Source organism: Vibrio sp. 10N.286.48.B8 (genome assembly GCF_003050085.1).
Classification (GTDB): domain Bacteria; phylum Pseudomonadota; class Gammaproteobacteria; order Enterobacterales; family Vibrionaceae; genus Vibrio; species Vibrio crassostreae.
Map to the genome: position 1 here is coordinate 204,783 of NZ_PIGD01000005.1, position 19,181 is coordinate 223,963.

General features: G+C 45.9%; 15 protein-coding genes and 6 tRNA genes. 11 read left to right on the forward strand and 10 right to left on the reverse strand.

Translation table 11 applies throughout. The annotated features are described in order from the left end of the window. Positions 1–3: 3 nt before the first annotated feature. Positions 4–570 (forward strand): elongation factor P, encoded by a 567-nt coding sequence (efp, locus tag CWO08_RS08510; RefSeq protein ID WP_048661402.1) that lies wholly within the window; start codon positions 4–6, stop codon positions 568–570. Positions 571–1,233: 663 nt separating this feature from the next. Here the strand turns inward: efp and frdD are convergent. Genes frdD through frdA form a run of 4 tightly spaced genes read right to left on the reverse strand, consistent with a single transcriptional unit; the run spans position 1,234 to position 4,605 of the window. Then, the gene (gene frdD / locus CWO08_RS08520; protein WP_052880182.1) at positions 1,234–1,620 is read right to left on the reverse strand and encodes a fumarate reductase subunit FrdD; all 387 of its coding nucleotides are present in this window, start codon (positions 1,618–1,620) and stop codon (positions 1,234–1,236) included. A 12-nt stretch (positions 1,621–1,632) separates the two neighbouring features. After that, entirely contained in the window at positions 1,633–2,016 is a 384-nt protein-coding gene (gene frdC, locus CWO08_RS08525; protein ID WP_108020275.1) for a fumarate reductase subunit FrdC, read from the reverse strand. 1 nt (position 2,017) lies between these two features. Beyond that, complete coding sequence (locus CWO08_RS08530; RefSeq protein ID WP_009847917.1) at positions 2,018–2,782, reverse strand: succinate dehydrogenase/fumarate reductase iron-sulfur subunit; 765 nt, start codon at positions 2,780–2,782, stop codon at positions 2,018–2,020. Next, positions 2,782–4,605: a fumarate reductase (quinol) flavoprotein subunit gene (gene frdA, locus CWO08_RS08535; RefSeq protein ID WP_048661406.1), complete on the reverse strand. Its 1,824-nt coding sequence runs from the start codon at positions 4,603–4,605 to the stop codon at positions 2,782–2,784. The genes CWO08_RS08530 and frdA overlap by 1 nt, the downstream gene beginning before the upstream one ends. A gap of 451 nt (positions 4,606–5,056) precedes the next feature. Between frdA and epmA the strand changes: the two genes are divergently transcribed. Next, entirely contained in the window at positions 5,057–6,028 is a 972-nt protein-coding gene (gene epmA, locus CWO08_RS08540) for an elongation factor P--(R)-beta-lysine ligase (RefSeq protein WP_108020276.1), read from the forward strand. Positions 6,029–6,070: 42 nt separating this feature from the next. Here the strand turns inward: epmA and CWO08_RS08545 are convergent, their stop codons facing one another. The 5 genes from CWO08_RS08545 to rsgA form a co-directional block, all read right to left on the reverse strand. Then, complete coding sequence (locus CWO08_RS08545) at positions 6,071–6,958, reverse strand: DMT family transporter (protein ID WP_108020277.1); 888 nt, start codon at positions 6,956–6,958, stop codon at positions 6,071–6,073. Positions 6,959–7,119: 161 nt separating this feature from the next. Next, positions 7,120–9,000 (reverse strand): methyl-accepting chemotaxis protein, encoded by a 1,881-nt coding sequence (locus CWO08_RS08550; protein WP_107899581.1) that lies wholly within the window; start codon positions 8,998–9,000, stop codon positions 7,120–7,122. Between the two features lie 527 nt (positions 9,001–9,527). Beyond that, a complete protein-coding gene (locus tag CWO08_RS08560; RefSeq protein ID WP_108020278.1) occupies positions 9,528–10,943 on the reverse strand; it encodes a DASS family sodium-coupled anion symporter in 1,416 nt (471 codons plus the stop codon). A 308-nt stretch (positions 10,944–11,251) separates the two neighbouring features. Further along, positions 11,252–12,163, reverse strand: coding sequence for an archaetidylserine decarboxylase (gene asd / locus CWO08_RS08570; RefSeq protein ID WP_108020280.1), 912 nt, complete (start codon positions 12,161–12,163; stop codon positions 11,252–11,254). A gap of 125 nt (positions 12,164–12,288) precedes the next feature. Continuing rightward, positions 12,289–13,344, reverse strand: a complete 1,056-nt coding sequence (gene rsgA, locus CWO08_RS08575; protein WP_048663217.1) for a small ribosomal subunit biogenesis GTPase RsgA — start codon at positions 13,342–13,344, stop codon at positions 12,289–12,291. A 150-nt stretch (positions 13,345–13,494) separates the two neighbouring features. Here rsgA and orn point away from each other — a divergent pair, with 150 nt between their 5' ends. From orn to CWO08_RS08610, 7 genes are all read left to right on the forward strand, one after another. Next, the gene (orn, locus tag CWO08_RS08580; RefSeq protein WP_010434065.1) at positions 13,495–14,040 is read left to right on the forward strand and encodes an oligoribonuclease; all 546 of its coding nucleotides are present in this window, start codon (positions 13,495–13,497) and stop codon (positions 14,038–14,040) included. A 180-nt stretch (positions 14,041–14,220) separates the two neighbouring features. Next, positions 14,221–14,296, forward strand: a tRNA-Gly gene (locus tag CWO08_RS08585). A gap of 53 nt (positions 14,297–14,349) precedes the next feature. Beyond that, a tRNA-Gly gene (locus CWO08_RS08590) sits at positions 14,350–14,425 on the forward strand. A 49-nt stretch (positions 14,426–14,474) separates the two neighbouring features. Continuing rightward, positions 14,475–14,551 (forward strand) — tRNA-Met (locus tag CWO08_RS08595). Between the two features lie 56 nt (positions 14,552–14,607). Continuing rightward, positions 14,608–14,683, forward strand: a tRNA-Gly gene (locus tag CWO08_RS08600). Between the two features lie 70 nt (positions 14,684–14,753). After that, a tRNA-Met gene (locus CWO08_RS08605) sits at positions 14,754–14,830 on the forward strand. Between the two features lie 56 nt (positions 14,831–14,886). Next, positions 14,887–14,962 (forward strand) — tRNA-Gly (locus tag CWO08_RS08610). A gap of 632 nt (positions 14,963–15,594) precedes the next feature. Here CWO08_RS08610 and queG read toward each other — a convergent pair. Then, positions 15,595–16,755: a tRNA epoxyqueuosine(34) reductase QueG gene (gene queG, locus CWO08_RS08615; RefSeq protein ID WP_048661594.1), complete on the reverse strand. Its 1,161-nt coding sequence runs from the start codon at positions 16,753–16,755 to the stop codon at positions 15,595–15,597. Between the two features lie 240 nt (positions 16,756–16,995). On the opposite strand from queG, the gene tsaE reads away from it, so the two are divergent. Both tsaE and CWO08_RS08625 read left to right on the forward strand, forming a co-directional pair. Next, positions 16,996–17,460: a tRNA (adenosine(37)-N6)-threonylcarbamoyltransferase complex ATPase subunit type 1 TsaE gene (gene tsaE, locus CWO08_RS08620; protein ID WP_004735870.1), complete on the forward strand. Its 465-nt coding sequence runs from the start codon at positions 16,996–16,998 to the stop codon at positions 17,458–17,460. Next, on the forward strand, positions 17,454–19,169 hold the full coding sequence (locus tag CWO08_RS08625) for an N-acetylmuramoyl-L-alanine amidase (protein WP_102478976.1): 1,716 nt from the start codon (positions 17,454–17,456) through the stop codon (positions 19,167–19,169). The genes tsaE and CWO08_RS08625 overlap by 7 nt, the downstream gene beginning before the upstream one ends. Positions 19,170–19,181: the final 12 nt, after the last annotated feature.

Sequence of the window (19,181 nt, forward strand, 5' to 3'; positions counted from 1 at the left end):
ATCATGGCGTCAGTAAGCACCAATGAATTCAAAGGCGGTTTAAAATTCATGTTAGATAACGAGCCTTGCTCAATTATCGACAATGAATACGTTAAGCCAGGTAAAGGCCAAGCGTTTAACCGTGTAAAACTTCGTAAACTGCTGTCAGGCAAAGTGTTAGAGAAAACATTCAAATCAGGCGAAAGCTTTGAGCTTGCAGATGTTGTTGACGTTGAACTAGGTTACCTATACAACGATGGCGAATTCTATCACTTCATGAACAACGAAACATTTGAGCAAATCGCAGCAGACGTAAAAGCAGTTGCTGACTCTGCAAAATGGTTAGTTGAAAATGACGTTTGTACTCTAACGTTGTGGAATGATAACCCTATCACAGTAACTCCACCAAACTTTGTTGAGATCGCAGTAACAGAAACCGATCCTGGCCTTAAAGGCGACACACAAGGTACTGGCGGTAAGCCTGCAACTCTAGCAACTGGCGCGGTAGTTCGCGTACCTCTATTCATCGCAATCGGTGAAGTTGTTAAAGTTGATACTCGTACTGGCGAATACGTTGGTCGTGTGAAGTAATTTGATTGTGCCCATCTTGTTTTGGATGGTTCAGTACAATGAAAAAGGTCGCTCATGAGCGACCTTTTTTGTATCTGGCGGTCAGGAAAAGCAGAAGGGCAGATTCGAGTAAGCGAGATGCGGGATGCGAAGAGCTTAAGAGTAGATGCGAGTAAGCGAGATACGGGATACGAAGAGCGGAAAGGGCAGATGCGCGTAAACGAGATGCGAGATACGAAGAGCTTGAAGGGCAGATGCGCGTAAACGGGATGCTAGATACGAAGAGCTTGAAGGGCAGATACGAGTAAGCGAGATGCGCGATACGAAGAGCGGTAAGGGCAGATGCGCGTAAACGAGATGCGAGATACGAAGAGCTTGAAGGGCAGATGCGAGTAAGCGAGATGCGAGATACGAAGAGCTTGAAGGGCAGATGAGAGTAAGCGAGATGCGCGATACGAAAAATAAAAAAAAAGCAGAGCTGGATAACCTAGCTCTGCTTTCGCTTTTCTGCTCTTAAGCTTTTCGCATCTCGATTACTCGAATCCCGCATCTGCTTTAAGCTCTTCGATACTCGTTTACCCGAATCTCGAATCTGCTTTTAAGCTCTTCGAATCTCGATTACCCGAATCTCGAATCTGCTTTTAAGCTCTTCGAATCTCGATTACTCGAATCCCGTATCTGCTTTTAGATCATAAAGATGAAAATAACAGACAATGCGCTGATTAGGCCTGCAAAGAAGTAGCAGCCCACTTTACCTGCAACGCCGACGTGGAATTTCAGGTCGTGCATGCCGTGGTGAAGACGGTGCATTGCGTGCCACATTGGCAGTGCTAGCGTACCGATGATGAATAGCGCACCGATGATGCTGGTGGCGAACTCAGACACACGCTCGTAGCTCATTGCGTCCGCATCGATGATGCCCATTGGCACTAAGATACCCAACACTAGAATCGTGATCGGTGTGATCATCGCGAACCAAGTACCGCCAGCGCCAAATAGGCCCCACCAGATTGGCTCATCAGAGCGTTGTGGATTGTGGTTAACAGGTTTTACTTTGTAATTTGTGTTCATAACGAAAGCTCCTTACACCACAACAAGAACGATTAAAGAAATAAAAGCCACCGCTGCCCACTGGGTCAGTACGATGATTCTTTTATCAACCAATTTGCCTTTAAGGCGTATTGGCATTACTTGAGGCATCATGCTGAAGAAGGTCTGAGCGTGCAGTAAGCTGCCTAGCAGTGCTACGATGTTGATACCAACAACGATAGGGTTAGCCATAAAGCTCAACCAAGCTTCCCACGCTTCAGGGCCTTTCACTAGCGAACCCAAACCGAAGGTTAGGAACAGAGTGAATAGAATCAAAGGCAGTACAGTCGCTTCACGTAGCATGTAGAAGCGGTAGAACGGATGGTTGCTCCACCACGTTCTCTTCATCTCACGAACATAAGGCTTACGATTGCTCATATTATGCCTCCTCTGCTGTTTTTACTTGCGATCCGTCTGGCTTGAACATCGAGATAACGAAGTCCATTGAAGACTCAACTTTACCTTGGTTCACTGCCGCTGCTGGGTCTACTTTCTTCGGACATACGTCAGAACAGTAACCTACAAACGTACAGCCCCAAGCGCCATTGTCGCCATTGATAAGCTTCATACGTTCAGCTTTACCATTGTCACGGCTATCTAGGTTGTAGCGGTGAGCAAGAGCAAGTGCCGCAGGGCCAATGAACTCAGGGTTTAGACCAAACTGAGGACACGCTGCGTAACACAAACCACAGTTGATGCAGCCCGCGAACTGTTTGTACTTCGCCATTTGCTCTGGAGTTTGGATGTTAGTACCGTCTTCTGGCTTGCGGTCGTTACCAATGATGTATGGTTTGATTGCTTCAAGGCGCTCGATGAACGGTGTCATGTCGACAATCAAATCTTTTTCGATTGGGAAGTTAGCTAAAGGCTCAATCTTGAAGCCATTCGGGTAGTCACGTAAGAAGCTTTTACATGCCAGTTTTGGCACGCCATCAACCATGATGCCGCAAGAACCACAAATCGCCATACGACAAGACCAACGGTAAGACAGGTCTTTATCTAGGTTATCTTTGATGTAACCGATCGCATCAAGTACTGACATGGTTTCATCAAATGGCACTTCAAAGGTTTGAAAGTGAGGTTCTGCATCGTGCTCAGGGTCATAACGCAGGATTTCAATTTTTTGGATTCGATTCGCTGACATTATGCTTGCTCCTCTTCGCTCTTCTTCGCATTCTCTTCTGCTGCTTTTTCAGCGGCAGCGGCTTTCTCGGCTGCTTCACCGTATAGACGAGCTTTAGGTTGAGATTTAGTAATCTTAACGCCGCTGTAGTCGATGGTTGGTGCTGCATCTTCGTTGTAGAAAGATAGAGAGTGTTTCAGGAAGTTCACGTCATCACGTTCTGTGCAGTTGTCGTCTAGACGTTGGTGTGCACCGCGAGACTCTTTACGAAGGATCGCTGAGTGAACCATCGCTTCTGCAACTTCAAGGCCGTAACCCACTTCGATAGCGTAAAGTAGGTCAGTGTTGAACACTTTGCCTTTGTCTTTAATGCTGATCTTCTTGTAGCGCGCTTTCAGTTCAGTGATTTTGTCGATGGTCTTTTGCATCAAGTCTTCTTGACGGTAGATACCACAACCCGCTTCCATGGTGTGACCCATTTCAGTACGGATATCAGCCCAGTTCTCATCGCCTTCTTGGTTTAGTAGACCGGCGATGCGATCTTCAACCGCTTTCACTTGCTTAGCGATAGACTCTTCATTCCAGCCTTTGAATTCAGCTGCACGTTTCACGGCTTCTTCACCGGCTACGCGACCAAATACTACAAACTCAGCCAGAGAGTTAGAACCTAGGCGGTTTGCACCGTGTAGGCCAACTGAAGCACATTCACCAACGGCGAATAGGCCTTTAATGCGAGTTTCACAGGTACCGTTAGTTTCAATGCCACCCATGGTGTAGTGAACAGTCGGACGAATTGGAATTGGCTCTTTTGCTGGGTCTACGTTTACGTACGCTTTTGCCAGCTCACAGATGAACGGAAGACGCTCTTGCAGATACTCTTCACCCAGGTGGCGAAGGTCAAGGTGTACGACATCACCAAGAGGGTGCTTGATGGTGTTGCCTTTCTGCTGTTCGTGCCAGAATGCTTGAGAAACTTTGTCACGAGGACCCAGTTCCATGTATTTGTTTTTCGGCTCGCCCACTGGAGTTTCAGGGCCCATGCCGTAATCTTGTAGGTAACGGTAGCCGTTCTTGTTGACGATGATACCGCCTTCACCACGACAACCTTCGGTCATCAAGATGCCAGTGCCCGGTAGGCCGGTTGGGTGGTATTGAACGAACTCCATGTCACGCAGTGGTACACCGTGGCGATAAGCCATTGCCATACCGTCGCCCGTTACGATGCCGCCGTTAGTATTACAGTGGTAAACACGACCTGCGCCACCGGTTGCTAGAACAACAGATTTTGCTTTAATCGTAACAAGCTCACCTTCAGACATATGAATCGCGATTAGGCCTTGTACTTCGCCATCTTCAACGATCAAATCCACCACAAAGTACTCATCAAATCGTTTGATTGTGTCGTACTTCATCGAAGTCTGGAACAGAGTATGAAGCATGTGGAAGCCGGTTTTATCCGCTGCGAACCACGTTCTCTCTACCTTCATACCGCCGAATCGGCGTACGTTTACTTCACCGTTTTCTTTACGACTCCATGGGCAGCCCCATTGTTCCATTTGGATCATTTCGCGAGTCGAGTTTTCAACAAAGTATTCAACAACATCCTGTTCACATAGCCAGTCGCCACCGCCAACAGTATCGTTGAAATGGTTATCTAGGCTATCTTCGTCTTTAATTACCGCTGCTGAACCGCCTTCTGCTGCTACCGTGTGCGAACGCATTGGGTAAACTTTAGAAATCAGTGCTACTTCCAATTCAGGATTAGCTTCAGCTGCTGCAATTGCTGTACGAAGACCAGCGCCGCCTGCGCCGATGACTGCGATATCTGTGGTAATTGTCTTCACAGTTATTCTCCAGTGTGATGCGGAGTATTCCGCTTGTTATTATAAAAAGCTTATTTAGAGAGCAGTAAACGACATCAACCGTTCATCACCCCTAAGCCTTAAGTGGTAAGTTCAGTGTAAGAGAGGAAGGTATTCGAAAAGTTGATGCATTTGGGTTTTTAGGTCGGTAGTGCATATGGAGGCATAGAATTTATAGGTTATGTGACTGCAATCACGGCAATGAATTGTTGATAACGATTAGCCCACAGGGCTTGTGTTAACGGCTTGTTGAGTATGATTTTTGTTATCAATGTGGATGTGAAAGCTGTATTGATAATTGTATTGTAGAACGTAATTTTCTGGCTTCATTAAGGCAACATTTTGCTTTCATCTATAGAAAGATAGAAGCTTACAAAAGAGGCGAAAGGTGGTAATTTCCGTCGCCTAGAATTCAGTAATATGGAACTTAATAATGCACTCAACATGGCAACCAGCCGCAACCATTAAGCAGTTAAAGCAACGTGCTGATATCCTTAATCAAATCCGTCAGTTCTTTGCTGAGCGAAACGTGATGGAAGTGGATACGCCTGCGATGAGCCACGCCACGGTGACGGACGTGCATTTACATACTTTCAAAACTGAATTCGTAGGGCCGGGTTATGCGCACGGTCAGCCCCTGTTCTTTATGACTAGCCCTGAGTTTCATATGAAACGTCTATTAGCGGCGGGCAGTGGCTGTATTTACCAAATTTGTAAGTCTTTCCGGAATGAAGAAAATGGCCGTTACCACAACCCTGAGTTCACCATGTTGGAGTGGTATCGCGTCGGTTTTGATCACCATGACTTAATGGATGAAATGGATTTGCTGCTACAGCAGGTACTTAAATCGAGTTCAGCAGAGCGAATGACTTACCAACAAGCCTTTATCGACGTGTTAGGTGTGTGTCCGCTTGAAGATTCGATGGATACGCTAAAACAAGCCGCAGCAAAACTTGGGCTCAGCGACATAGCTGACCCTGAAGAAGATCGTGACACCTTGCTGCAGTTGCTGTTTAGCATCGGGGTTGAAGCAAAGATTGGCCAACAAGTGCCAGCCTTTGTTTATGACTTCCCAGCCTCACAAGCGGCATTAGCTAAGATTAACCCCGAGGATTCGCGAGTGGCGGATCGCTTTGAGGTGTATTTCAAAGGCATCGAATTAGCTAACGGTTTCCATGAGTTGGATAAACCACAAGAGCAGCTCAAGCGCTTTGAAGATGACAACGCCAAGCGTATTGAGGTGGGCTTATCGCCTCAGCCGATTGACCATCACTTGATTGAGGCATTAAAAGCGGGTTTACCAGATTGTGCGGGTGTTGCTTTGGGTATCGATAGGCTGATTATGCTGGCTTTGGGTTACGACCACATCGATGATGTGACCGCTTTCCCGTTCCCACGTTCTTAGCTTTTTGTTTTTTTACTGAGAGCTAATAGCTCTCAGTTTCCATCAGCTGACCAGAATACCAGTACCCACTACGGCAACAATGGCACCGATCCAAGCGTAGGCATTTGGCCTCTGTTTGGTGTACAACCAGAGTATTGGTAACAACATGATTGGCGTGGTCGAAGATAACAGTGCGACCATACCGACATTGCCTTCCTGCAACGCATACAAAATCAGTGTCATTCCCACGGCCATCGCTAAAAAGCCATTAACCGCAGTAATTGCGAATATTTGTTTATTCATTGGATTGATCGCGCGTGAAAGTTTAGCGCCTGTTAAACGAAACAGCGAGTGAGCAACAAAGGCGGTGATCATTCGAATGGCAGAGGCTGCAATTGGGTCGATACTGGTTTGCATCACGGGTTTGGCAATAATGCCGCCCAATGCTTGGCAGATCGCGGCGGTGATTCCCAACGCAACACCAATCCACACCGTGCCCTTAATGGTTTCTAATTGGTTGTTCGCTTGTCCACGACGACCAAAGAAGATTGCGGTTAATACACCACTGAACACCAAAGTCGAGCCAATCAGCTCAACAGAAGTCATGCTTTCGCTAAATAGGAAGTAACCGAGAATCGCCGAGAACACGGCGTGACAAGAGAACAGCAAACCCGCTTGGCGCGGTCCCATTCGGTTCAGACAGGCAAATAGGGCGGTATCACCAATGAATATACCAATCAGGCCAGACAGCATCATTGGCGTGACTAGATTGGCTTCGACAGTTGACCAACCTCCGGTAAACCAAGCCATACTCGATAAGATGATTGCGGTACAACCCATTCGCCAGCGGCTGTAGGCGAAAGAACCTAAGTGCTGAGCAGGCTTTACTGACATTAGGCTCGCAATGGCCCAAAGAAAAGCGGCAGCTAGAGCCAACCATTCGAATCCCATCTGAATAACATCCTTGTGTCTGGGATAAATTAGCTCATCAATATGCATTAAACCGAACTGAGAACAAAGTGATTCTTATGAAAAGGGTCACTTTGTTTCAGCTATTGGTTTACGTCAGCTGCCTCTCGGTGGTGTGGTTTACTTACTTTGCGTGAGGTGAGTTATACCTTAAAGCGCTCCACATCTCGGCGCATCGACTCGGCAGCGCTACTCATTTCATTGGAGCTATTACGGCTGCTTTCAGCTTGTTGTGCTAGGTCGTCAGAGGCATCTTTGATCCCTTGCGTATTACGGCTGATGTCTTCGCTTACCGCGCGTTGCTCTTCTGCAGCACTAGCTATTTGCAATGCCATGTCGTTGATTTCAGTGATGGCTTGCGTGATTTTAGAGAGGCTGCCATGAGCTTGCTCTGCGAAGCCAACGCTATTCTCTGCCAGTTGGGTGCTGGTGGTCATGCTTTCAACGGCATGTTCGGTATTCTTTTGCAATGTATCAATCATCACGCGGATTTCTTCCGTTGAGCCATGCGTTCTTTGGCTTAACACTCGAACCTCGTCTGCGACAACGGCAAAGCCACGACCTTGTTCACCTGCACGCGCGGCTTCAATTGCAGCATTCAGTGCCAATAGGTTGGTTTGCTCGGCAATGCCTTGAATAGTTGACAGGATTTGGTTGATGCTTTGCGCGTTGTTTTCCAGTTCTCGGATGACATTGGCCGCGTCTTCCACTTGGGTCGCAAGACTAGTGATGGCATCGCGGTTCTGTTGAATTACTTCTTGGCCGTCATTACAAGCGGTTGCAGAGGCTTGAGAAGCTGATGCGGTTAATTCGGCATGGCTCGCCACTTCGGCTGCGGTGGCCGACATCTCATGAATCGCGGTCGCAATCTGGTTGATATCGTTTTGCTGGTTCTCAACTCGAATGGAGGATTGGGTCGCCAGTTGGTTGGCCTTTTCGGCATGATTGTTAAGATCGTGGCTGTGCTCTATGACGCCCTTCAACATGCTTTGCATCTGGCTTAAGAATTGGTTTACAAGCTCGGCCAGTTTGCCTATCTCATCCATACGCGTGATATCAATACGTTGAGTGAGGTCACCTCTACCTTGAGCGAGTTGAGTCAGCGCTTCTGATAAGGTTTGTAATGGAGAAAGCAGGCGGTTGATCACCATTGTGCTCGCAATCGAAATGACGATGTACAAAACCAAAGAGGTTAGGGAGATGAATTGAATCGCATCAGAGACCGCAGAGAACGCCATTTTCTTATCGATAACAATACCTAACGACCAATCGGTATTCGGGACATTGGCAATGTAGACCAGTTTATCCCCTTGGCCTGGCCAAGTTAGCGTGGTGATCGTTTGGTCTTGGATCAATTGCGACACTTTGTTTGCAGTGAGTCCTGGGTTCAAACTGGTTAGTGGTTTCTGACTTAGCTCTTCATCCGTGTAGGCAACGATGTTGTTGTTACCATCCACTAAAAACGCAAAGCCATCGTTATCCAGTTTTACATTGAGAACCGTATCAATAATGCTGGTGACGGTTAAGTCTGCTGCGAGGACACCTTGTCTTTCACCGTTGAATGCTTTCGCAAAGCTGATGACAATGCTGCCATCGAAGTCTTGATAAGGCTCGGTAATGATGAGGTTTGATGTTGCGTTGGCATCTTTATACCAAGGGCGGGTGCGTGGGTCATAGCCTGCTGGCCAATCTTCACCTTTATCGCCATACGCGATAGTGCCATCGCTGAATCCCGCATAAACAGACAAAAACTGCCCGGCTTGTTTGGTGATCAATAACTCGCGGTCAGAATTACTATTGCTTGAAATAGTCGGCTCGTTAGCAAGCATCATATCGCTGCGAGTTGAGAGCCAATCGGCAATATAATTGGTAGTACCGACACTGACATTTTTCATTTCTTGGTTGATCGCGACTTCAGTCTCTTGAGTCAGCTGATTAACCGATATCCAAGCTTGAGCGCCACTCACGACGGCAATAATGACCGCAATTGCGATCTGAATTTTAAATTTAATAGTATGTCTCAAGGTCCATTCCTCTCTATTAGACAAAAAACTAGGGCGTGTTGACCTTTCGCGGTTAAATTTTGTTCGAGATAAAAGCGTTTTAATCGCGGCGAGGGGGAAGTAGCCTAGTCATTCTAAGCAAATCTCCCTCAACAAAGAGTAAAACGCTTTTAGCCGAACCCTTTGGGCAGCGTTTGCTGGTCATTTCTACTACGTTATCGGCTTCTCATGTAGGCTTGCTACACATTAAAGCCTCTGCCTTGTATAAATACCCAGCAATTCGCTGCAAAAATCAGCTCGAAAGGTCAATACGCCCTAATGACAGTGACGTACTTGATGGTGAATTAATGTGTCTCTGATGCGTGTATATTGCCGCTGTCTCGGTAGTATTAAACGTGTTTAAAATCAAAAATCTAAAATGAATCATCGCTATTTTTAATAAACCGTGAAGTAGAATCACAATTATCTATCGATAAAAAAACTGATAAACCCACCAGATAGCGAAATCACGATTGCTATCTGATGGACTGTAGTGAGGCGTTAACGTGCTAGGTGATGATAAACAGCGCGAGGTAAACCATCAGCAAGCCGACAATACCCAAGATGATACCCATCTTAGCCATGTCTTTGCTTTCGATAAGTCCGGTTGAGTAAGCCAGTGAGTTTGGTGGTGTCGATACTGGAAGAATCATGCCGAGTGATGCTGAGAAGGCAACTACAACCAGCAAGCCTTGCAGGCCACCAATCGCAACTAGGCTTTCCATTGAAGCACCAATCGCAGCGGCTATCGGCATCAGTAAGTTGGCGGTAGCGGTGTTTGACATGAAGTTCGCCATCAACCAACACACGATAGATAGCGTGAGAACTACGGCTGCTGGAGAGAGCGACTCATAGTCAATCGCGTGTGCTAACGCTGCTGCTAAACCTGTCTTATCAAGCCCGATACCAATCGCAATACCACCTGCAACCAGCCACAACACGTCCCAGTTAATCAGCTTGAGCTCTTCTTTGCCCATGATGCCTGTAAGAGTGAAGACAGCCAGTGGAATGATAGAGACCACATAAGTGTTCATGCCATGCAGCTTGGTGGTCATCCACAATAAGATGGTCGCAGCGAAGGTGATATAAACCACAATCGCTCGCCAACTCTTTTTGAATTGTCCATCGAGCTTAAGCACCATGTTCTTCTGCTTGGAAGGAAAGATTTTCTGAAGAAGGAACCAAGCAATGGTGAGTTGGATGATCACAAAGGGTAAGCCCATCATCATCCAGCTCAGGAAGTCGATGGTGTTTTCACCGGTTAGGTATTGTAGTGCGATGGCATTGGGTGGCGTGCCGATCGGTGTCGCGATACCACCAGTATTTGCAGCGATTGGAATACACAACACGAGCGCTTTGATCCCCATGTCGCCTCTTGGTGCAGAAGCCACGATAGGGCCGAGCAGTGCCAGCATCATGACTGTGGTAGCGGTATTAGACATGAACATAGAGAACACTGCGGTGATCAACATTAAACCCAGCATGATGAAGCGCGGCTCAGTACCAAAAGGTTTCAACAGTACTCGAGCTAGGTTGTTATCGAGTTCGTATTTAGATGCAGAGATCGCGAGTGCGAAACCACCCATGAATAGAATGATGATTGGCGATGAAAATGCACCGAATATGTCGGTATATTTGATTAACTCGCCGAGTTCGTGTCCTGCGGGTGGATTTCTAAATAGGTGTAAGCCTTTGTCAGAAATCATTACCAGCTCAAGTGCAATGATCAAAATGGAAGTGGCGAAAACCGGAACAGGTTCAAGCACCCACAGCAGAGCTGCCAATAAGAATATCGCCAACAAGCGGTGTTGAATCAGCGTGAGATCATCGATTGGTATTGAATCTATCGGCATGAACAACACGCCTAAGGGAATCGCAAAACAAATCAACAGCTTGACCAGAACGCCAACATTGAGTTTAGGCATGTACAAAGACCCTATGAATAAAATATCTTCAAATAGAGTAAGTTATCTGGATTTTTGGTACTTGGAGACGGGTTGTAAAATCGAAAAGTTGTTTAAGGTTTCGACAGTTGTTTTGTTTTTGGTCAATCTTTTATTTGGGCAATTAGAGGCAAGAGTGAGAAGCAACTGCTGGCTGGGCTTGAGGTTTGAAAGCTTGGGTTGTTAGAGCTGAGTAGCAAATGAATTGGTAGAGTTAAGAAAAAGGCGCGTTTTTCTCTAAATATAGAAAGATAACGCGCCTTTAAAACTAAATGAGTTAACTCAAACCGTTAAGCTTGGTCGGTGTTCTCTGCTGAATCCACAGCTTCAGTCTCAACTTCTTTACCAGCAATGTGCGCGAAAGGGGTACCAAGAACGGTTTTCTCACCATTTTGCATCGTGTCGTCAAACTTGATCGCATCTTTAGCGAACAGGTTGATAACAGTTGAACCAAGCTTAAAGCGGCCCATCTCTTCACCTTTCTTCAAGATGATGGCGTTATTGCCTTGTGCTGGGTAATCCCATTTGTAAACCGAGTTACCACGCGGTGGCGTGATGGTGCCAGCCCATACTTGCTCGATGCTGCCTACGATAGTTGCGCCAACCAACACCTGTGCCATTGGGCCAAATTCCGTATCGAAGATACAAACCACACGCTCGTTACGTGCAAATAGGTTTGGAACGTTCTCTGCCGTTAATGGGTTAACTGAGAAAAGATCACCCGGAACGTAGATCATCTGGCGTAGTGTGCCGTCGCATGGCATATGCACGCGGTGGTAATCACTTGGAGACAGGTAAAGTGTTGCGAATTCGCCGTCTTTAAACTCATCCGCTAGCGCTGCATCACCACCCAATAGCTCGCGAGCTGAGTAGTCATGGCCTTTAGCTTGAATCAGTTGACCGTCAGTAATTGGGCCAAATTGGCTTACACGTGCATCTGCAGGGTGAACAATAACAGACTCGCCTTCAGCGATAGGGCGCATGCCTTCTTTCAATTCACGCACGAAGAATTCATTGAATGTTTTAAAGTGTTTTGGATCGCTATGCAGAGCTTCATCCATGTTCACTTTGTATTGCTTGATGAACCAGTTGATGATCGCTGTCGTTAAGCCGCCCGCTTTAGCAGATGCCAGTTTACCGACTAGACGAGTCAGTCCATGTTGTGGAATCCAGTACTGCAATCCAACTTTAATCTTATCCATTGTATTAATTTTCCAATGCTAATTGTGTTTCAATTAAATCTGTCGATGACGGTTTAGGGCGCGAGATGTTACTTAAATTCGCGCCAATTGTCAGTAAATGCACACATTTGTTCACAAAAACGCGATTAGAGATCGGCTTTTTTGTTGCGTGAATACTGACGGTTATCTTTGTTACTCGCCATGCTTTCAATGATGCGGTGGTAGTTGTCGAAACGTAATCGACTGATCTTGCCGTTTTCTACCGCTTCGCGCAGGATGCAGCCTGGGTCATCGTTGTGTTTACAGTCGCGGAATTTACAACCGCCAAGGTAAGGCTTGAACTCGATGAAGGCTTCAGTGATTTCATCGGCTTCTAGGTGCCATAGGCCGAATTCCCGAACTCCTGGTGAATCAATCAGATCACCACCAGAAGGGAAGTGGTATAAACGAGCTGCCGTGGTGGTATGTTGGCCAAGACCTGAGTTCTCAGAGACTTCGCCCTCTTCAATGTCGAGCGTTGGCATCAATGCATTCACTAGGCTTGATTTACCCACACCTGATTGACCAACAAAGATGTTGATACGGTCTTTAAGTTCAGCTTCTAGCTCTTTGATGCCGTAGCCAGACTCTTTACTCACGAACATCACTTTGTAGCCGATCTTCTCGTACTCTTTAAGTGTTTCACGGTATTCAGCAATCTGCTCATCAGTCAGCAGGTCGACCTTATTCAGCACAACAAGCGGCGCGATGTTCACTGTTTCTGACGCGATTAAATAGCGGTCGATAATATTAAGTGATAGCTCTGGTAACACAGCCGATACGATAACCATTTGGTCAACGTTCGCAGCAACCGGCTTTAGGCCATCGTAGTAATCAGGGCGAGTCAGCATTGAAGTTCTCGGTTCAACCGCTTCCACAACTCCAGAAATGCCGGCCATGGATTCTAAGCCTGCGCGCCAAGTCACTCGGTCACCAGAAACTAAAGTCTCGATACTACGGCGTAAGTTACAACGATGAACTTCGTTAGTTTCAAGATCTTCGATATCGGCATGTTGGCCAAAGCGCGTAATTACGAGTCCGCTTTTGGTTCCACCAAGCATGTTCTCATCCCACTGGATAGAATCTTCTTTCTTGAGTCGCTTGTTCTGGTTGCTACGTACTCGACGTACTTGACCTTTGGTTAACTTCTTTTTTTTAGCCACAATTTTTCACTTAACACATCTAACTTGATGATTGGGGACTCAAACTGGATGTTGCTGGTACCACATGATTTCGATGGTCCTAAAGCTAGTTTGAGTATAGTTATTTGGGTATAGTACCTCTTTTACACATAAACAAATAGGCGACGCCTTATGTCCTTTAGCGATCAGAACCTTATTTGGGTTGATCTAGAGATGACAGGACTTGATCCTGAAACTCATAAAATCATTGAAATTGCTACTATCGTTACTGATAGTGAGCTTAACATCCTGGCTGAAGGACCTGTTTTGGCTATTCACCAACCTCAGAGTGAATTGGACAAGATGGACGAGTGGTGCACAACGACTCACACTGGTAGCGGTCTCGTGAAGCGAATTCAAGAAAGCACCGTTTCAGAGCAAGATGCCATCCAACAAACGATTGAGTTTCTTGAAAAATGGGTACCAAAAGGTAAGTCACCGATTTGTGGTAACAGCATTGGTCAAGACCGCCGTTTCCTATACAAGCACATGCCTGAGTTGGAAGAGTACTTCCACTACCGTTATGTTGACGTTAGCACTCTGAAAGAGCTGACTCGTCGTTGGAAACCTGAAGTGTTAGATGGTTTTTCTAAGTCGGGAAGTCACCTTGCGTTAGACGATATTCGAGAGTCGATCGCCGAGCTGCAGTACTACCGAAAAACGATTATTAACATCTAGTCGAATAAAATGATCACGTTTATCTAACTTTTCAGGGACATAAGAGCTGTTTTTTTTGCAAATCTGTGTGCTTTTACAGCAGTTGAGTAAAAAGTTTCGTAATTTTGCATTAAGGACTTGCATCACAAAAAAATGCTCTTATAATTCGCAGCCCTGAACGGCGAAAGACGTTTTCAGATTGCGATACTAGCTCAGTTGGTAGAGCGCAACCTTGCCAAGGTTGAGGTCATCGGTTCGAACCCGATGTATCGCTCCAATTTGTAGGTTATGGCGAAAGCGGTAATCGAAAGGTGAGAGACCTTTTATAATGCGATACTAGCTCAGTTGGTAGAGCGCAACCTTGCCAAGGTTGAGGTCATCGGTTCGAACCCGATGTATCGCTCCAAATTAGCCTTTTTAAGGCAAGAGTCATTGACTTAAACAATGCATCCGGACGCGGGATGGAGCAGTTTGGTAGCTCGTCGGGCTCATAACCCGAAGGTCGTCGGTTCAAATCCGGCTCCCGCAACCACATTACAGTTAAGCGCTATCTGTTGCCCAAGGCAGTAAGAGCAGCGACTAACTAATGCGATACTAGCTCAGTTGGTAGAGCGCAACCTTGCCAAGGTTGAGGTCATCGGTTCGAACCCGATGTATCGCTCCAAATTCTCTCTCACGCTTTATGCTGAAGATGAAAATGGTTTAGTCTCATTGTCTTAAACAATGCATCCGGACGCGGGATGGAGCAGTTTGGTAGCTCGTCGGGCTCATAACCCGAAGGTCGTCGGTTCAAATCCGGCTCCCGCAACCACATTACAGTTAAGCGCTATCTGTTGCCCAAGGTAGTAAGAGCAGCGATTAACTAATGCGATACTAGCTCAGTTGGTAGAGCGCAACCTTGCCAAGGTTGAGGTCATCGGTTCGAACCCGATGTATCGCTCCAGCTTTCTTCTAAAAAGCTACTAAGACTCTTTAAACCACCGTGTTTTTCTTTAGATCACAGAGTTTAAAGGCGACCTTAAAGGTCACGCTCTTTCTTTAATGCTGCGAAGCATAATCCCCCCAAAAAGCAAATAATCCTCCATCATGGTGGATATTTTTTTGTCTTAAATTTTTCTTAGCAACTGGAATGCTAGTAAACATCAGGTCTCTGAAGCAGACACTTGAGGTTTTTCACATCTATAAACAGACTTATCCACAAAATGTTAGGTGTGGATAACTTGGTTGATAAAGTTATTTCAGGCTTAATTCTCTACCTATCCCTAAAAGATCTTTCTTGTTTTCAATATATTAGATGAACTGTGGTGATCGTAACTTATTGTTTTTTATCAAGTTGGATGATTATCTTGGATTTGATAAAAGATCGTTAACTTGTTGTTTTTTGATCTTAATCATTTATCGGTACTGTGTTTAACTTTGCGCGGGTGTCGGAAGTTTACGAGAGTTCTGAATTTTTTCCACATTGCTAGAATTGAGAACAAGGTCAAACATTGTTCTAAAATTATGTGCAACGAGTTGTCTTAAATGTTGGACTGTTAGTGGGGGCTCGCCTGCCATACATTGGTATATAAAGCGTTAAGCGTCTCTTGGTAGTCCTTTCTCAACAATACGTATCAGTCTGTGCTTTTTGGTGGAGATTTTGCTGTTACTTTTTTGCACACAGTTATCTTGTTGCACGCCGCTAGCGTTAGGTAACTGTTGTAGTTGTTTATTCAAAGCCCACTCAATATGGACATCTAGCATTTCGTTTTTGCCTTGATGGGACTCCAGGGTTTCAACAATGCGTTGTTGAAATGGCGCATTGCCCATTGCAACAAAGATATTGCGCAACCACTGGGTGTGGCCGATACGTCTTATTGCGGAGCCTTCCATTTTCTTTAGGAAGGTCGCTTCGTCCCAACTTGAAAGTGCAACCAGGTCAGCCTCTTGGAAGTCTTCTCTGCGGTGAAAGTCGGTTTGTTCTGTGAGTTCGGCATGACGGTTCCATGGGCAAACTAACTGACAATCATCACAACCGTAGATACGGTTACCAATGGCGTCTCTAAACTCTTCCGGGATCACACCATCATATTCAATGGTTAAGTACGATATACATTTGCGCGCATCCACCACGCCATCATCAATAATGGCACCCGTTGGGCAAGAAGTGATACATGCGGTGCATTTGCCGCACTCATCGACACTGGGTTCATCCGTTGGAAGAGGGATGTTAACTAACAGCTCCCCGAGAAAGAACCAAGAGCCAGCGTCTTTATCAAGAATTAATGAGTGTTTACCTGTCCAACCCAACCCTGCTTTTTGAGCGAGCGGTCTTTCCAAAATAGGCGCTGAATCAACGAAAGGTCGTGAGTCTAAACCTTCGACCTCTTTTTCAATTCTTTGTCCCAGCTTTTTCAACTGGTTACGGAACAATTTGTGATAGTCGCGGCCTAAAGAATAGCGGCTGATGTAGCCTTGAGTAGTATCGCTTAGGTTAGAGGCAAACTGAGCTTCCGGTGGTAGGTAGTTCATTCGAGCGCTGATCACTCGAATTGTACCAGGGTGAAGTTCATCAGGGCGTGCACGCATCATCCCATGCCGAGCCATCCAATCCATTTCGCCGTGGTGACCCGCATCTAGCCATGCTTGAAGGGGGGCTTCGTGTTCACTTAAATCAATATCGCAGATGCCAACTTTTTGAAAGCCTAGCTCTTTTCCCCAGATTTTAATTTTTTCAGCAAGATGGTCTAGATTCATGGCTTAATTCTTATTTTCTCTGTTTTACAATTAGAGATAAGGCTAATTAAAATTAGGTTCGGCAAAAATGGGGGCGGATCTTAACGGATCTTAGTGGTGTTGACCAGAACAGACGCGTTTTGAGCAGTATTTTTCATAGAACTTACACTTGAGTGCTTGTCTCCCAAAAGCATCACGGTTTACTATTCTTGTTCTTTTGATTTTTATATAGTCAACGATCGATTTTTAGAGAACGTATTCATGAGCACGAAACAATTTACTTTGAAAGATGAACAAGCAACGATTCAATTAGGAACGGAGCTTTCTAATCTTTGCTCACAGCAGACGACGATTTATCTGCATGGTGATCTTGGCGCAGGTAAAACGACCTTCAGTCGTGGCTTTGTAAAAGCACTTGGCCATCAAGGAAATGTAAAGAGCCCAACGTATACTCTAGTCGAACCTTATCAACTTGCCGATTGGCAGGTGTACCACTTTGACCTTTATCGCCTAGCCGATCCTGAAGAGTTAGAGTTCATGGGAATTCGTGACTACTTTACTCCGGATGCTATCTGTTTGGTTGAATGGCCTGAGAAAGGTTATGGGATGCTACCAGAAGCCGATTTGGATATTGATATTCGTTACCAAGACGATCACCGTATTGTTTCTTTAACCGCTAATAGTGAATACGGACAGCGCTTACTTAGTCAGTTGGAGTTATGTTGATTTCTAAACGCCTTATTTCAGCAGTGGCCATAATGGCTGCTGTTTTTTCTATACTGTTTTCTTCACTTGTTTCTGCAAACTCACTGAAAAGTTTAAGGGTTTGGCCTTCTCCAGAAGAAACTCGTGTGGTGATCGACTTAAAATCAGAAGCGGACTTTAGCTATTTCACCCTGAGTAGCCCGAGTCGTTTAGTGGTCGATTTAAAGAACACTAATCTTGCGACTAAGTTACCGGTCGTGGTGAAAGATAGCCCTGTTCTATCTAAGATTCGTAAGAGTTCACCGCCAGACAAAAACACCTATCGCTTGGTTTTTGAATTAAAGAAGTCGTCTAAAGCAGAGTTGTTCAAACTGAGCCCGACTCCGGGTGGTCAGTATGGGCACCGTTTGGTGATCGACTTACCTCATGGTGCGGCAAGTAAAGCGACGTCGAAGCCGAGTAAACCAACGGTGAGCAAAAATATTAATCAGGTTAAACGTCAGAAAGACATTCTGATCGTGATTGACCCTGGTCACGGTGGTGAGGATCCAGGCTCTATTGGTCCAAGTCGTAAGTATGAAAAGAATGCGACTCTGAGTATTTCTCGTAAGCTTGCTGCACAGTTGAATGCGGTTCCTGGGATTAAAACTCGTATGACCCGTAACGCCGACTACTTTGTAAACCTTAACCGACGTGTCGCGATTGCTCGTGAAAACGAAGCTCATCTGTTTATCTCTATTCACGCGGATGCTTTTACGACCCCTCAACCAAGAGGTGGTTCGGTGTTTGTGTTGAATACTCGACGCGCCAATACGGAGATCTCGCGCTGGATCGAGAACAAAGAGAAACAGTCTGAATTACTCGGTGGTAGCGGTGCGGCTTTCACTGGCAATATTGATGATAAGAACGTAAACCAAACTCTGCTTGATTTGCAGTTCAGCCACTCACAGAAAGAGGGCTATAAGCTTGCAACAACCATTCTGTCTGAGATGGGTAAGGTTGCTAAGCTTCATAACAGTAAACCAATCAATACCAGTTTGGCGGTATTACGTTCACCACAGATACCATCGGTCTTGGTCGAGACGGGCTTTATTTCGAATCCGACCGAAGAGAAACTGCTCTTCCAACGTTCGCACCAAGATAAATTGGCACGAGCAGTGACCAAAGCGGTCGTTAAGTATTTGAAGGCTAACCCGCCAGAAGGGATTATCTTGTCTAACGCAACGTCATCAACCGGTAGCGTGAGCCAACATAAAGTGTCTCGTGGTGAGTCTTTATCGGTGATTGCGAGTAAATATGGCACCTCGACGCAGACCTTGATGAAACTCAACAATCTGAAATCGAGCAGCCTAGCGATCGGCCAAGTGCTTAAGATCCCAAGCAGTGCTTCAGGCTCATCATCAAGCAGCGCAGTGAAAACTAAGACCATCACTCACACGGTTAAGTCTGGAGAGTACCTAGGCAAGATAGCCAGCCGTTACAAAGTACGGGTGGCAGATATCAAACGTGAGAACCGCTTGAAGTCTGAAACCGTTAGAGTGGGTCAGAAGCTACGTATTACGGTTGAAGTGAAAGATGTCCCTCTGCGTAAACATAAAGTCGCAAGAGGTGATTATCTCGGCAAGATTGCTTCTAAGTACGGCGTGAGTGTTAACAGTATTCGCCAAGCGAATAAGCTACGATCTGACAGCCTAGCGGTGGGGCAGGTGTTGATTATTCCGCACAAGTAAGCTTTTTAACGC

What these genes read in the sequence shown, in the direction of transcription:
- efp (WP_048661402.1), top strand. Translation starts at nt 4, where the DNA reads ATGGCGTCAGTAAGCACCAATGAATTCAAAGGCGGTTTAAAATTCATG.
- frdD (WP_052880182.1), bottom strand. Translation starts at nt 1,620, where the DNA reads ATGAACACAAATTACAAAGTAAAACCTGTTAACCACAATCCACAACGC.
- frdC (WP_108020275.1), bottom strand. Translation starts at nt 2,016, where the DNA reads ATGAGCAATCGTAAGCCTTATGTTCGTGAGATGAAGAGAACGTGGTGG.
- CWO08_RS08530 (WP_009847917.1), bottom strand. Translation starts at nt 2,782, where the DNA reads ATGTCAGCGAATCGAATCCAAAAAATTGAAATCCTGCGTTATGACCCT.
- epmA (WP_108020276.1), top strand. Translation starts at nt 5,057, where the DNA reads ATGCACTCAACATGGCAACCAGCCGCAACCATTAAGCAGTTAAAGCAA.
- CWO08_RS08545 (WP_108020277.1), bottom strand. Translation starts at nt 6,958, where the DNA reads ATGGGATTCGAATGGTTGGCTCTAGCTGCCGCTTTTCTTTGGGCCATT.
- CWO08_RS08560 (WP_108020278.1), bottom strand. Translation starts at nt 10,943, where the DNA reads ATGCCTAAACTCAATGTTGGCGTTCTGGTCAAGCTGTTGATTTGTTTT.
- asd (WP_108020280.1), bottom strand. Translation starts at nt 12,163, where the DNA reads ATGGATAAGATTAAAGTTGGATTGCAGTACTGGATTCCACAACATGGA.
- orn (WP_010434065.1), top strand. Translation starts at nt 13,495, where the DNA reads ATGTCCTTTAGCGATCAGAACCTTATTTGGGTTGATCTAGAGATGACA.
- queG (WP_048661594.1), bottom strand. Translation starts at nt 16,755, where the DNA reads ATGAATCTAGACCATCTTGCTGAAAAAATTAAAATCTGGGGAAAAGAG.
- tsaE (WP_004735870.1), top strand. Translation starts at nt 16,996, where the DNA reads ATGAGCACGAAACAATTTACTTTGAAAGATGAACAAGCAACGATTCAA.
- CWO08_RS08625 (WP_102478976.1), top strand. Translation starts at nt 17,454, where the DNA reads ATGTTGATTTCTAAACGCCTTATTTCAGCAGTGGCCATAATGGCTGCT.